Source organism: Roseibium sp., assembly GCF_965229775.1.
GTDB lineage: Bacteria > Pseudomonadota > Alphaproteobacteria > Rhizobiales > Stappiaceae > Roseibium.
Window position 1 is genome coordinate 5394372 of sequence record NZ_OZ245929.1, and the last position, 13636, is coordinate 5408007.

At 59.6% G+C, this 13636-nt stretch carries 12 protein-coding genes; 8 read left to right on the plus strand and 4 right to left on the minus strand.

Translation table 11 applies throughout. The features are described 5' to 3' along the window. Positions 1 to 95: 95 nt before the first annotated feature. Positions 96 to 893 carry an enoyl-CoA hydratase-related protein gene (locus tag ACO07N_RS24610; RefSeq protein ID WP_421983527.1) on the plus strand — a complete coding sequence of 266 codons (798 nt, stop codon included), beginning with the start codon at positions 96 to 98 and terminating at the stop codon, positions 891 to 893. A 111-nt stretch (positions 894 to 1004) separates the two neighbouring features. Here ACO07N_RS24610 and ACO07N_RS24615 read toward each other — a convergent pair whose 3' ends face one another. Both ACO07N_RS24615 and ACO07N_RS24620 read right to left on the minus strand, forming a co-directional pair. Continuing rightward, on the minus strand, positions 1005 to 1889 hold the full coding sequence (locus tag ACO07N_RS24615) for an alpha/beta fold hydrolase (RefSeq protein ID WP_421983528.1): 885 nt from the start codon (positions 1887 to 1889) through the stop codon (positions 1005 to 1007). Between the two features lie 52 nt (positions 1890 to 1941). After that, a complete protein-coding gene (locus ACO07N_RS24620) occupies positions 1942 to 2697 on the minus strand; it encodes an alpha/beta fold hydrolase (protein WP_421983529.1) in 756 nt (251 codons plus the stop codon). A gap of 218 nt (positions 2698 to 2915) precedes the next feature. Between ACO07N_RS24620 and ACO07N_RS24625 the strand changes: the two genes are divergently transcribed. From ACO07N_RS24625 to gpt, 4 genes are all read left to right on the plus strand, one after another. Next, positions 2916 to 3161, plus strand: coding sequence for a zinc-finger domain-containing protein (locus ACO07N_RS24625; RefSeq protein WP_421983530.1), 246 nt, complete (start codon positions 2916 to 2918; stop codon positions 3159 to 3161). A gap of 14 nt (positions 3162 to 3175) precedes the next feature. Beyond that, positions 3176 to 4378 carry an FAD-dependent monooxygenase gene (locus ACO07N_RS24630; RefSeq protein ID WP_421983531.1) on the plus strand — a complete coding sequence of 401 codons (1203 nt, stop codon included), beginning with the start codon at positions 3176 to 3178 and terminating at the stop codon, positions 4376 to 4378. Positions 4379 to 4451: 73 nt separating this feature from the next. Beyond that, positions 4452 to 5198: a competence/damage-inducible protein A gene (locus ACO07N_RS24635; RefSeq protein WP_421983532.1), complete on the plus strand. Its 747-nt coding sequence runs from the start codon at positions 4452 to 4454 to the stop codon at positions 5196 to 5198. A 15-nt stretch (positions 5199 to 5213) separates the two neighbouring features. Continuing rightward, the gene (gene gpt, locus ACO07N_RS24640; RefSeq protein ID WP_421983533.1) at positions 5214 to 5723 is read left to right on the plus strand and encodes a xanthine phosphoribosyltransferase; all 510 of its coding nucleotides are present in this window, start codon (positions 5214 to 5216) and stop codon (positions 5721 to 5723) included. 57 nt (positions 5724 to 5780) lie between these two features. Here gpt and sfsA read toward each other — a convergent pair whose 3' ends face one another. Further along, entirely contained in the window at positions 5781 to 6485 is a 705-nt protein-coding gene (sfsA, locus tag ACO07N_RS24645) for a DNA/RNA nuclease SfsA (protein ID WP_421983534.1), read from the minus strand. Positions 6486 to 6523: 38 nt separating this feature from the next. Continuing rightward, entirely contained in the window at positions 6524 to 7948 is a 1425-nt protein-coding gene (locus ACO07N_RS24650) for a TrkH family potassium uptake protein (protein WP_319387679.1), read from the minus strand. A 654-nt stretch (positions 7949 to 8602) separates the two neighbouring features. Here ACO07N_RS24650 and ACO07N_RS24655 point away from each other — a divergent pair. The 3 genes from ACO07N_RS24655 to ACO07N_RS24665 all read left to right on the plus strand — a co-directional run bounded on the left by ACO07N_RS24655 (position 8603) and on the right by ACO07N_RS24665 (position 13632). Then, positions 8603 to 9943, plus strand: coding sequence for a TolC family outer membrane protein (locus ACO07N_RS24655; protein ID WP_421983535.1), 1341 nt, complete (start codon positions 8603 to 8605; stop codon positions 9941 to 9943). A 174-nt stretch (positions 9944 to 10117) separates the two neighbouring features. Further along, positions 10118 to 12322, plus strand: a complete 2205-nt coding sequence (locus ACO07N_RS24660; protein WP_421983536.1) for a type I secretion system permease/ATPase — start codon at positions 10118 to 10120, stop codon at positions 12320 to 12322. Beyond that, positions 12319 to 13632, plus strand: coding sequence for an HlyD family type I secretion periplasmic adaptor subunit (locus ACO07N_RS24665; protein WP_421983537.1), 1314 nt, complete (start codon positions 12319 to 12321; stop codon positions 13630 to 13632). Before ACO07N_RS24660 ends, ACO07N_RS24665 begins: the two co-directional genes overlap by 4 nt. Positions 13633 to 13636 lie beyond the last annotated feature (4 nt).

Consider the following 13636-nt stretch of genomic DNA (forward strand, 5'->3'; position numbering starts at 1 on the left):
TTGCTGATATCAGATATGAAACCTTTTTATCAAAGCCGAATCGTTAAGATTTTCAACGGTGAAGCTTTCTGATGATCACATCTTGGAGACCAGACATGCCCGGCGCCCCCGAACCGCTCAATCCCGTGTTGAACATTCACGGCATGGTCGCGGAACTGGTTCTGAACGCGCCGGAGCGCAAGAACGCGCTGTCGCTGGCTGCCTGGACACGTATCCCGGCCGTGCTTCAGGAACTGACGAATGTCGCGGATGTCCGGGTATGCGTCGTCCGCGGCGAAGGCGGCAAAAGCTTCTGCGCAGGCGCAGATATCTCCGAATTTGAAGCAATCCGGTCGACGAAGGACAGCGCACTGCGCTACGACGAGATCAACGTGGCCGCCTTCAATGCCCTGAAATCTCTTCAGATCCCCGTCATAGCGGCAATCGAGGGGCCATGCCTGGGTGGCGGCCTGGGCCTGGCCCTGGCCTGCGATCTGCGGATCGCGTCGCAAACCGCCTATTTCGGAATTCCGGCGGCAAAACTGGGCCTGGCCTATCCCCCCGAGGCCCTGTCGGATCTTCTGGAGGCAGTCTCTCCCTCCAACGCAAAGCGCCTTCTGTTCACCGGTGACCGCATTTCCGCGGAAGACGCCAGTCAGATGGGCCTTATCAACGAAACGGTGGCCCCGTCTGATCTTGGAGAACGTATCAGCACGCTGTGCGACACGATCGTCTCCAACGCGCCGCTCTCGATCTGGGCGGCGAAACACGCAGTGAACGAAATGAGTGCGAAAGCTGCCCGTGACCCGGAAACTCACCGTCAGAACGCCCAGATCTGCATTGAGAGTTCGGACTACCGGGAGGGCTGCCGTGCGTTTCTGGAAAAGCGGCTTCCAGAGTTCACCGGCAGCTGACGGCCTTATCCCGCGGCGTCCGGGTTCCCGCGCCGCCTGCGCGCTGCAAAATCATGAATCAGATTCTCAGGAAACCGGCATAACATGCTGAAGGACTGAAATTTCCTTCCTTCACACCTGCTCCGCACCCGATTTCAGATCAACAAGAAAATCCTCGACGGCCGAGGCAAAGACGTCGTTCCGGTCGCCGGCCACCATATGTCCCGCATCCTGAATGTCCGTGAACTGCGCGTGGGGAACGAGCTCCAGGAACTCGTTCACATGATCCATCGAGACAAGTTCCGAGTTCCGGCCGCGAACGAGAAGCACCGGAAGGGACAGGTTGCCGGCTGCCGCCACCATTTTCGCCTGAACCTCCTCGGCCACGCTGTGATCCCTGTTCTGGCGCGATTTCAGGAAAGCCGGGTCCCAGTGCCAGCGATAGCGCCCGTCACCATGCAGGCGCAGGTTCTTCGACAGGCCGGAAAGGTCCTTCGGCCGGGTCCTGTTGGGCAGATAGCGTGAGATGGCTTCAGCCGCCTCCTCCACATCCGCGAACCCTTCTTCGACACGGTCTCCCATGAAACCGATGATCTTGCTGACGCCGCCAAGATCGACGCGCGGCGTGATGTCGACAAGAACAAGTGCCGACAGCCCGCCCGGATTTTCCTGCCCCTCCGCCAGCATTCCTGCAAAACCGCCGAGCGACGCACCGACAACCACCGGCCTGGCCTTGTGGAGCGCAACGACCTGACGTGTCACCGCGACAAGATCGAGGGCGAAATCGGAAAAGAGATAGTTTTCGGACGCGACCCAGTCGCTCTCGCCGTGGCCGCGCTGGTCCAGCACATAGACCGGGTGTCCGAGTTCGGCGATCCTGACCGCCGCAGCGTCCCAGGAGTGCCGGGTCTGTCCGCCGCCGTGAAGCATCACGACAGGCTGGTCACCCACGCCGTACCGGTCAGCAACCAGGATATTTTTTTCCGCCCCCTGAAATTCCACGCGCTTCGGTCCCATCAATCCCCCTCAAGCACCATTCTCGTCCAGTCGCTGCAAGGCTTGAGCACCGTCAGGCCTCTATGTTGTTCAGGAACGCCAGAACGCCCTGCTTGTGGACCTTGTCTCCGACCGCCACCATGTGATCGCGCCCCGGTATTTCCAGGACCTCCGCGTGCGGGATCAGTTCCGCAAGCTTGTGCGGCGATCCGGCGATGTCGTCTTTCGTTCCGACGGCAACGAGCACGGGCCGCGTGAACTGCGAAACGTCGTCCTCGCTGATCTTCTGCCGTGAGGACCGCATGCAGGCCGCCAGCGCCAGCCTGTCGGACCCGGTCTGATCGGCAAACGCCCTGAAGGCCCTGCCCGTGCGGTCCGAAATATCCTGTATCCGCTCGGTCTCCAGCGCCGAGGCGATCGGCTCCGGGTCCCCGACCCCGGTCACCATGCCGTAGCCGAGCCCGCTGAAGATCGCCCTGCGGACCTTGCCGGGATGATTGAGCGTCAGAAAGGCCGAGATCCGGGCGCCCATGGAGTATCCCATGATGTCCGCCTGTTCGACGTTCAGGTAGTCGAGCAGGTTCTTCGCGTCCTCTGCCATCAACGGTGCGCCGTAGTCCGCAGGGTCGTAGAGTTTTTCACTCTCCCCGTGCCCCCGGTTGTCGATCGCAATGACGCGCCTGCCGTCCTTGACCAGAAGGTCGACCCATCCCGGATACTGCCAGTTGACCGTCTTGTTCGATGCGAACCCGTGAATGAGCAGGATCGGATCCCCCGCCCCTTCGTCGAGATAGGAAATCCCGACACCATCCAGATCGACATACGGCATAAAAGCTAACCTTTACGTAAACGGAAAACATGGCTGGTTTTTTACAGTAAGGCGATAAATCCGCCTTGGCAAAGGAGAAAATTGCGGCTCCCGAGAATCCCCTGATGCGGCAGTGGACCGCATCGCGCGAGCCCTACCTTTTCAGATTACGAATGGATATGGTCCGCGAAATTTGCTATCGGGGACGGTGTCCCACCATGACCAAGAGGAATGTGACAATGGCGGATCAGGTTGTCCCGCATTTTCAGAACACAAGCGGACACGATTCGATCGCGATCGGCACACGCAAATTCATGTGCATCGGCGCAAAACCTCCGTTCGATCATCCCCACGTGTTCCTGGACATGGGCACGGAAAACGAAATCGTTTGCCCCTATTGCTCCACGCTCTACAAGTTCGACGCGACGCTCGAGGCTGAGGAATCGTCTCCGAACGACTGCAACTGGACACCGGAAGCCGCCTGAGAGAACCGCGGCTCATGACCGACACCGACCAAGGCGCCGATCCGATTGTTGTCGCAGGTGGCGGCATCGGCGGGCTGTGCGCGGCCCTCGCCCTGCAGCAGCAGGGGCACGAAGTGGTTCTGCTTGAACGCGCCAGCGAGATATCGGAAGTCGGCGCCGGGCTTCAGCTCTCCCCCAACGCCTGTTCCGTTCTTGCAGGATTCGGGCTTCTAGACGCCTTGGAGCCCTACGCCCACGCCCCGGGCAACCTCCGCATCTGGTCCGGCCGGTCCGGCAGACAGATCGCGCGGGTCGAACTCGGCGACTTCATCAGACAGCGGCACAAGAACCCCTTCTGGGTCATCCACCGGGCGGATCTTCAACGGGTCCTCCTGGAAAGGGCGCAGTCGACACCGGGGATCACCATCCGTCTTTCGAGCGACGTGAAGGACCTCACCGCAACGCCTTACGATCAGCTTTCCTGCATTTTCCGGGAGGGCGACAGGACCGAAAGCCTGACCTGCAAGGCGCTGATCGGTGCGGACGGGGTCTGGTCGAAGACAAGGCAGCATGTCCCCGGCCACAAGAACGCCCGTTTCAGCGGTCAGGTCGCCTATCGCGCCACGGTGCCGATCGATCAGGTCGACCCGAAATTCGCCAGGGACACCGGACTTTGGCTCCACAGGGACTGTCATCTCGTGCATTACCCCATTCGTGGCGGGCGCGAGCTGAATATCGTGGTGCTGGCCAAGGAAGACTGGGGAGACGAGACCTGGTCGGCAGAGGCCGACAAGGAAGCCGTTGTGCGTGTTTTCAAGGACTGGCCGGCCGAAACGCGGAACCTCCTCAACACACCGAAGCAATGGCTCAAATGGGCCTTGTGCAGCGTGGATGCGTCCGGCCCGTGGTCGCATGGCAACCTTGTCCTGATGGGTGACGCGGCACATGCCATGCTGCCCTTCATGGCCCAGGGAGCGGCAATGGCCATTGAAGACGCCGCGATCCTTGCAAAGCACCTCCCAAAGGACGTGGAGAACATTCCGGCGGCCCTCAGGGCGTTCGAGCGGGAACGCAAACCAAGGGCAGCCCGGATACAGGGTATTTCATTCGGCAACGCGCGCACGTTTCACTTCTCCGGCCCCATGGCCTTTGCGCGGGATTCTGTCCTCCGCCTCACAAAGCCCAGAAAACTTGCCGAGCGTTTCGACCACATTTATGGCTGGACACCCGATCAATAAGACGTCTTTGGCTTGAGCCCGGCACAAAGCTGGGATAAAGCGAAATCCCATTCAAGACTGAGGGAGTGCAACGATGACCGGTCAGAAGGCAGACGATGTCGTAACCGCCGCGTTTCTGGTCATCGGAGACGAGATTCTCTCCGGCCGCACGAAAGACAAGAACATCGGTTTCGTGGCCGACTACATGACTTCGCTCGGCATCGATCTGAAAGAAGTGCGCGTCGTGCCCGACGAACAGCAGGAAATCGTCTCCGCGGTCAACGCGCTTCGTGCAAGATACGATTACGTCTTCACCTCCGGCGGCATCGGACCGACCCATGACGACATCACGGCGGAAAGTGTGGCTGCGGCCTTCAATGTTCCGCTGAACCTTGACCCACGCGCGGTCGCCATCATGGAGAAGCATTACCAGCCGGGGCAGTTCACACCGGCCCGCCAGCGCATGGCACGCATTCCCGAGGGGGCCGACCTGATCGAAAACAGGGTTTCCAAGGCGCCGGGTTTCCGTATCGAAAACGTGCACGTGATGGCCGGTGTCCCCTCCATCATGCAGGCAATGATGGACGCGATCGCGCCAACTCTGAAAACCGGCAAGAAAATGCTTTCGAAAACCGTCGCTGCCGATATGCCCGAAAGCCGGATTGCCGACAGGCTCGCCGCGATCCAGGAAGCCCATCCTCAGACCCTGATCGGGTCCTATCCGAACGCCTCTGACGGAAAATTCACTACACAGATTGTCATCCGTTCTCGCGACGAAGCCGTTTTGAATGCAGCAGAAAGTGATGTTGCACGGGCCGTTGCCGAGGTCCTGGACTCCTAGCAAGCGAGATCGAACATGGAGAACACCACGCAAAACAAGGCATTCCCGGTATCCTGGGACATGTTCCACCGCGATTCCCGCGCGCTTGCCTGGCGGCTGTCGAGCGAGGGCGAATGGAAAGCGATCGTCTGCATCACACGCGGCGGTCTCGTGCCGGCCGGCATCGTCGCCCGTGAACTCGGCATTCGCACGATCGAGACCGTCTGCATCGCCTCCTATCACGACTATGACAATCAGGGTCAGCTCAAGGTCATCAAGCCGATCGACCCGAAAGTCGTTGACCTAGAAGACGGTGAAGGCAGCGGCGTCCTCGTGATCGACGATCTCGTCGACACGGGAAAGACCCTCAAGGTCGTGCGCGAAATGCTGCCCAAGGCGCATTACGCGACCGTTTACGCGAAACCGGTCGGCGTGCCGATGGTTGACACCTTCATCACGGAAGTCTCGCAGGATACCTGGATCTATTTCCCCTGGGACATGGGCTGGCAGTTTCAGCCGCCGTTGTCGAAGGACACGGCGGGCTGACGAACGCGCGCCGCCGCTGTTCGTCGGCGGCAATGCCGGGCTTGACCGGTTATCTTTTCAGATGGCGATCTCCACCGGCCTGACCGCGTCTATGCCGTCCAGGCGGACGTCACATCCGATGGCGTAGACCTCGACGCCTGCGCCGCGCGCGGAGCGGAAGGCGGCCGCATAGGCCGGATCGATGTCTTCGGCAAGGCTCAGGCGTACGCAGTCCGGCCGCTGCACCAGAAACACCATCGCAGCCCTGTGCCCCTCACCCACCATATCGGCAAGTTCACCCAGATGCTTCGCGCCGCGCGCCGTCACGCTGTCGGGAAATTCGGCCAGGCCCGCCTGGCGCATCAGGTGCACGTTTTTCACCTCGACATAGGTCCTGCCGCCGCCGGTACCTTCAAGAAGAATATCGATCCGCGAATTCTTGCCGTATTTGACCTCGCGCCTCATGGAGGCGAAGCCAGAAAGCTCCGTGATACGCCCCTCTTCAATGGCTTCTTCCACAAGCTTGTTTGGATGCGCGGTGTTGATGCCAACGAGTGCACCGTCGGCTTCGATAATTTCCCAGGAATATTTCAGCTTTCGCTTCGGATTGTTGGACGGGGATAGCCAGACCTGCGAACCTGGTTCTTTCAGACCGAGCATCGAGCCCGGATTGGCGCAGTGTGCCGTTATCTCGCGCCCGTCGGCATCGAGGACAACATCGGCAAGAAACCGCTTGTAGCGCTTGACCAGACGGCCGCCGACCAGAGGTTCCGCAAATTTCATCTGAGGTGTCCCAACCATTGAAAGGAAGCGTTGCGCACTTACTTGGACCAGAAGTCCGGATCCAGCAGCACCAATACCGTGAACAGTTCCAGGCGGCCAACAAGCATTGCGAAGGACAGCAGCCATTTGGCGCCATCGGGCAGCGGCGCGAAATGACCTGCAGGTCCAATCACCGGGCCGAGCCCCGGCCCGACATTGCCGACGGAAGTCGCTGCCGCCGAAATTGCCGTTACCAGATCAAGATCGAAAAACGACAGCGCCACGGTGATGATCCCGACCGACCCCATGTAGACGACCAGGAACGCAAGAACCGAAAACGACAGTTCGGGCGTCAGCCGGGTGCCGGCGTATTCTTCGGACATGATCCTGTGCGGCCGGACCATCCGGCGCAGATGCGCACGCACCGTGCCGAAGAACACCAGGAACCGGAAAATCTTGATGCCGCCGGTCGTCGAACCGGTGCAGCCGCCCACGAACATCAACAGAAAGGCGATACCGACGACCGGTGCGCCCCATTGTGAAAAATCACCCAGCGCATAGCCGGTACCGGTCACGATCGACACCACGTTGAAAGTGGCCCGAAGCAGCGCTTCCTCGAACGGAAAACGCATGTTGATGCCGAGATAGACCGTCAGCGTCAGTGAGACCAGCGCAAGAAAGCCCAGGAGCGCGCGCACCTGCGGGTCGCGCCAGAGCTGCAGCGGGTGCCCGCGCAGCGCCTGGATGAGCAGGACGAACGGCAGGGCCCCGATGATCATGAACACCACGGCGACCCAGCCCGAGGCCGGGTTCTTGAAGTACCCGAAGGATTCGTCATGGGTCGAGTAGCCGCCCGTCGCGATCGTTGTCAGCGCGTGATTGAACGCATCGAACAATTCCATGCCCGTCGCCAGGTAGGCCGCGATGCACAGAACGGTCAGAAACAGGTAGGCGAGCCCGATCAGCCGGATCAGCTCTACCGACCGGCTGACGATCTTTTCCGAGCGGTCCGAGCTTTCGCTCTGAAACAGCTGCATCCCGCCAATCCGCAGAAAGGGCAGCAGAACGATCGCCATGACGATGATCCCCACCCCGCCCATCCATTGAAGCATGGACCGCCAGACAAGAAGCCCCGGCGGCAGGCTGTCCAGACCGGTCAGCACGGTCGAACCCGTTGTCGTGAACCCCGAAACCGCTTCGAACACCGCGTCGGCATAGCCGATGCCAAGCCAGAGAAACGGCAAGGCACCGAAGGCCGGCAGCGTCGCCCAGGACAGGGTTGTGAGGATGAAGGTTTGCCGCGTGTCTAGACCTTCGCGAAGCGAGCCTCCGACTGCGAGCGAAAGCAGCATTCCGAACAGGCCGGTCAGCAGTGCGGAAAAGACGAAGGCCTGCCAGTCGGCGTTTTTCTGGGCAACGTCAACGATTGCCGGTATGAGCATGGCGGTCGCAAGGCCGACATACAAGAACCCGAGAACGTTCAAAACTGGTCTGAAAGAAATCAAGCAGAACTCGTCCCGAAAACCGTTTCATCAACCGCCGAATGCGCCCTGTAGGGCTCCAACTCACCGTCCTAACGCTTTTCCGCCCGATTTCCAACGATATACGTCAGCCGTCCCCTGCTCATCTCATCTCCACGCGCGGTCCGGGTCGTCCGCCGGTCGCCCTTGCACTTCGTGGAAGTTCGGGGAAAGACAAGTGCTGCCGCAGGTCGCAACCTGCCGGCAAGACCACCAGTTCGCAAGAGGTGGCCCCGTGTTCGCAATGACGGCACAGACGAGCACTGATATGGGTAAAAAAAACGATGCCCTTTGGTAAAGAACTTTTCGTGATTTTACTTGGCTGAAACCCGCGCTGAGCGCGCGCATGAATAAAAGTGGACAATTTTCGGCAATTCAACTGGGGCCACACCCCTCGGCTGCATTCCAACCACGAAAACATGGTAAATAAAATTTTAAAAATCGTCCTAAAATGTGACCTTTACACGAAATTCGTTGCGCGTTAGCAACACCGGCATCAATTACCCGTCGGCGGTCACAACAAAAGCATGGGCATGCGTTGGAAGGTATAATAGTGTGCGCCGAACAAAGAACAAAAATGTGGCACTGTTGTCTATGCGTATCTTACCGGCCCTTCTGTTGAGCGTTTGTCTGGTCGAAGCCTCAGTTGCCGCAGACCTGAGGCAGGTTGTACAGGAAGCCGTCTCGACCAGCCCCGACGTTCTTGAGTCGGCTGCCAACAGGCGCGCGCGCGACAACGAATATCGCCGTTCACAGGGTGCCTTCCTCCCCACACTCGATCTGTCCGCAGAACTCGGACCGGAACGGCTTGACCGGCCGAACTCGTTCAGTGCGGACGAAAACGACCAATGGCGCTTCTCGAAAGAGTTCACGGTGACCGTGCAGCAGCTGTTGTTCGACGGGTTTGCCTCGGTGAACGAGGTCTACCGCCAGAGTGCTCGCGTCGATGGTGCCGCGCTGCGTGTCATGGAGCGCTCCGAAGCGATCGCGCTCGACGCAGTGGAATCCTACATCGACGTGCTGCGCAGCACCGCAATCCTGGCGAAGGCAAGACTGAACGTCGAAAAACACAAACGCATTTTCTCCGACGTGCGCCTGCGTTTCGAGGGCGGCGAGACCGGAGCCGCGGATCTGGCACAGGCGCGGGAGCGGGTTGCCGCGGCAGAAGTGATCGTGTCGGAAGTCCAGCAGTCGCTTCTGGACACAATCGCCAAGTACGAGCGCGTCGTGGGCAGGAAACCCTCGTCGCTGGCACCGGCGACACCGGCGCGGCTTCCGAACGGAAGCATCAATCAACTTGTCGATTCTGCGGTTCAGACCCACCCAACGGTGCGGGCTGCCGTTGCCGACGCGGATGCCGCGAAATTCGAATACGAGGCCAGCAAGGGCAATTTCTTTCCCGAAGTCGCGCTGCAAGGTCAGGCGACGGTTGGAGACGATATTGGCGGGATCGAGGGGCGCAACAACGAGTATTCCGGCAAGGTGATCTTCTCCTGGAACCTTTACAACGGCGGGCGCGACACGGCGCTGAGCCAGGAATACAGCGAACGTCTCACCGAAGCCCAGATCCGGGTCGACCGGATCCGCCGCGAGTTGAAGGAAGGCATCCAGCGCTCCTTTGCGGCAGTCAGCACCACCACCGACCGGATCAAGGCCCTGCGTGAACAGCTGGCCGCAAACCGGCAGGTCGTGGAAGGCTACCGGCAGGAATATGACATCGGCCAGCGAACGCTGCTTGATGTGCTGAACGCGGAAAACGCGCTTTTCAACAGCGAGATCGAACTGATCTCCGTTCGCGCGGTTTATGCATTTTCCACGTACCAGCTGAGAGCAACTTCAGGCGATCTTCTCGCCTACCTGAGCGTTACGCCTCCGCCTGAGGCGGCGGACGGGCAACGGGAAGCAGCAACCATCCTGCCCCGAAATCCACTCAATCTTGAACCATTACGTAAATTCTAACGTTTCGGACTCATATTGGATTTGCCGGGCCTCCGGCGGCACAATAGTTTACGTTCGACGACCGCGGCGTGCGTCTTGCCATCGAACACCTGCCCTCTTCGGGAGAACCGGGCGCCAGAACCCGGACGATCGGCAATACCTCGGCGGTAAAACAGAGCTCGGTTCAAAGCAGAGATGCTCAACAAAACTACCGAAGAGACGAAAGAGACGGACGCGCTTCCGGCTTCTCAGGCGTCGACAGATCCGCTGGCCGGGTGCCTCAAGTACATCGCCCGGGTACACGGTTATGTCGTTTCTGACGCGGTGATCTGGAACGGTCTCCCCCGCAGCGGAGATCGCCTGTCAGTCGGCTTGCTCGGGCGCGCGGCCGCAAATTGCGGTTTGAAGGTGCTGCCTGACAAGATCGAACTCGACACCATCCCGCTTGCAGCTCTTCCCTGTATCGTCACTTTGAACAACTCGGACCTGCGCGTGCTTTCCGGTATCGACCGGGAAACGGGCAAGGTCGAACTGATCGATCCCTCACACGCGCCAGAAAAACAACGGGTCGAGCTTTCCGATTTCAAGCAAAGCTACAGCGGGTATGCGATATTCTTTCAGCCCGCCGTCGACCAATCCGGCAAGAGTGAGCGGTCTCTGGGATCGGAGGGGCACTGGTTCTGGAGCACCGTTTCAGCTTACTGGCGCGACTACACCCATGTTGCGATCGCGGCGCTCCTGATCAACCTGCTGGCACTCGCCTCCCCGCTTTTCACGATGAATGTCTATGACCGCGTCGTTCCGAACTTTGCGATCCCGACGCTTTGGGCACTCGCCATCGGGGTCATCCTGACCCTGGTCTTCGACTTCATATTGAAGATCGCCCGGGGCCAGATCATCAACGTGGCCGGAAAACAGGCCGACAACGCGCTCGCGAGCAGGATCTTCGCCCACGCGCTTGCCATCGATTTCGAAAAACGTCCGGCCAGTTCCGGCCAGTTCGCCAATCACATCCGCGAGTTCGAAAACGTTCGCGAATTCATCACGTCATCGTCGCTGATCTCCATCATCGACATCTTCTTCATCGGCATTTTTGTCGCCGTGCTGTTTCTTCTGGTCGGACCGATCGCGGTGGTCCCGCTAATAGCGGTTCCCATCGTGCTGGCGATCAGCCTGTTCGTGCAGGCACCCTTGTCCGGCGCAATCGAGCAGTCGCACCGCGAAAGCGCGATCCGACATTCCATCCTCGTGGAAAGCATCGCCAACCTGGACACGGTCAGGGCGCTGAATGCCGAGGGCCGCATGCAGACGAAGTGGGAACGCTCCGTCGCCGCCAGCAGCGCGGCGATCATGAAAGGGCGTTTCTGGGCGCTGATCGCGCAATCGGGAACCGGTCTTGTCCAGGCGTCGGTCTCCATCGTGATCATTGTCTGGGGTGTCTACCTGATCCAGAGCGGCGACATCACGATGGGAGCTCTGATCGCGGCAATGATGCTTTCAGGCCGGGTCCTGGCGCCGCTTGCCAATGTCGCCAACACATTGACCCGGCTGCGCCAGACCCTTCATTCCTACAAGATCCTCAATGAGGTCATGGAAACCGAAACCGAGCGCAAACCGGGCCGCACCTACATCAACAAGCGCATCGCGTCCGGCTCCGTTGAATTCAAGGGTGTCGATTTCCGGTATCCAGGCGCTGAGGACGACAGCCTCAAGAACATCTCGTTCAAGATCGCGCCGGGAGAGACCGTTGGACTGATCGGGCGTGTCGGTTCAGGCAAAAGCACAATCGGGCGCCTGTTGTCGGGACTGTACTATCCCTCGAACGGCACGGTGCTGATTGACGGCACGGACACGCGGCAATTCGATCCGGCAGACCTGAGATCCAATGTCGGCTTTCTTTCGCAGGACAATGTCCTTTTCAGCGGAACCGTGCGGGAGAACATCAGCGCGGGCGACCCTTTCGCGGACGACGATGCCCTGGTCGAGGCAGCACGGATTGCCGGCGTCGAGGAGTTCGTCGCCCAGAACCCACTCGGATACGACCTCCAGGTCGGTGAAGGCGGACGGTTCCTTTCCGGCGGCCAGAAGCAGGCCGTTGCACTTGCCAGGATCCTGCTCAGAAAGCCGCGGGTGCTGTTTCTCGATGAACCGTCCAGTCACCTCGATCTTGCTTCGGAGCGAAGGCTGATCTCCAGGTTGATGGACTACAATACCCCCGACACCACCGTCATCATCAGCACCCACCGTATGAGTCTCGTCGAACTTACAGACCGGTTGATCACGCTCGACTACTGCAAGCTTGCCCTCGACGGGCCGCGAACGGAGATCCTCAGGAAGCTCCAGGAACTCGGCGCGGTCAACGCGGCCAATCAGCAGAACACTCAAGGGGATGGCTCATGAGTGCCGGTGATTGGAATTACGCGAACGACATCCGCGACGTCATTCAGACGAAGCCGCCACGTTACACGACAAACGTCATCCGGATCGCGCTCATCCTGTTCGTTGTCGCCCTCGCCTGGGCGTATTTCGCAACCCTGGAAGAGGTTACACGCGGCGATGGGCGTGTCGTACCGTCCCGGCAAATACAGGTCGTCCAGGCACCCGAACCGGGCATTGTCGAGAAGATCTTCGTGCGTGAAGGCGACGTGGTCGAAGAAGGTCAGCCGCTCATAGAAATCGACGATACGACCTTTTCCTCGCAGCTCGGAGAAATCCGTCAGCGCCGGTGGGCCCTGATGGCCAGGGTGGCGCGGCTCGATTCGGAGGCAGATGAAAAGCCGCTCGCGTTTCCGCAGGAACTTGCGGCGGAGGCCCCTCGCCTGATCGCGGAAGAAGAGAACGTTTACCTGGACAAGAAGGCACGCCTGGAGAACGAACTCCGGGTCCTGAAGAACCAGGCATCCCAACGCGAGCAGGAATATCAGGAACTGCTCGCAAAACAGGACAAGCTCGAATCCGTGATTGAGATCATGAAGCGCGAGGTCGAGATCAAGCAGAGCCTCTACGAGCGCAGGGTTCTGCCCGAAATCGAATTCCTGCAGTTGCAGCGCCAGCTGACCGAAAGCGAAGGTGAACTCGCCATCACTAAGGCCTCGGTGCAAAGGGCCCTTGCCGCGAAGGAAGAAGCGCGCGAGCGCTCCGGCAGCGCGGTCGCGGAGTTCGTGTCGGAAGCCAGTCAGCAATTGGCGGAAAGCAGGGGCGAGCTCGCCGTCATCGAGGAAAGCCTCAAGGGGGCGGCCGACAAGGTGCGCAGAACCGAACTGGTCTCTCCCGTCAAGGGCATCATAAACAAGTTGAATATCACAACGATCGGCGCGGTGGTTCAGCCTGCAGCCGATCTGGTCGAGATCGTTCCACTGGAGGACACGCTTCTCATCGAAGCCAGAATCCGGCCCAAGGACGTCGCTTTTCTGCATCCCGGCCAAAAGGCGCAGGTCAAGATCACGGCTTACGACTTCTCCGTTTACGGCGGTCTTGAGGGAAACCTGGAGCGGATCAGCGCCGATACCACGGAAGATGAAGAAGGTAATCGGTTCTTCCGCGTCATGATAAGAACAGATAAAAACTATTTGGGTTCAGATACCGAACCTTTACCAATAATACCAGGAATGGTTGCGTCGATCGATATATTAACCGGCGAGAAAACGGTCCTGGACTACATCTTGAAGCCGATCAAGAAAGTTCGGGATGAAGCCTTGAGGGAGCGCTGACGTC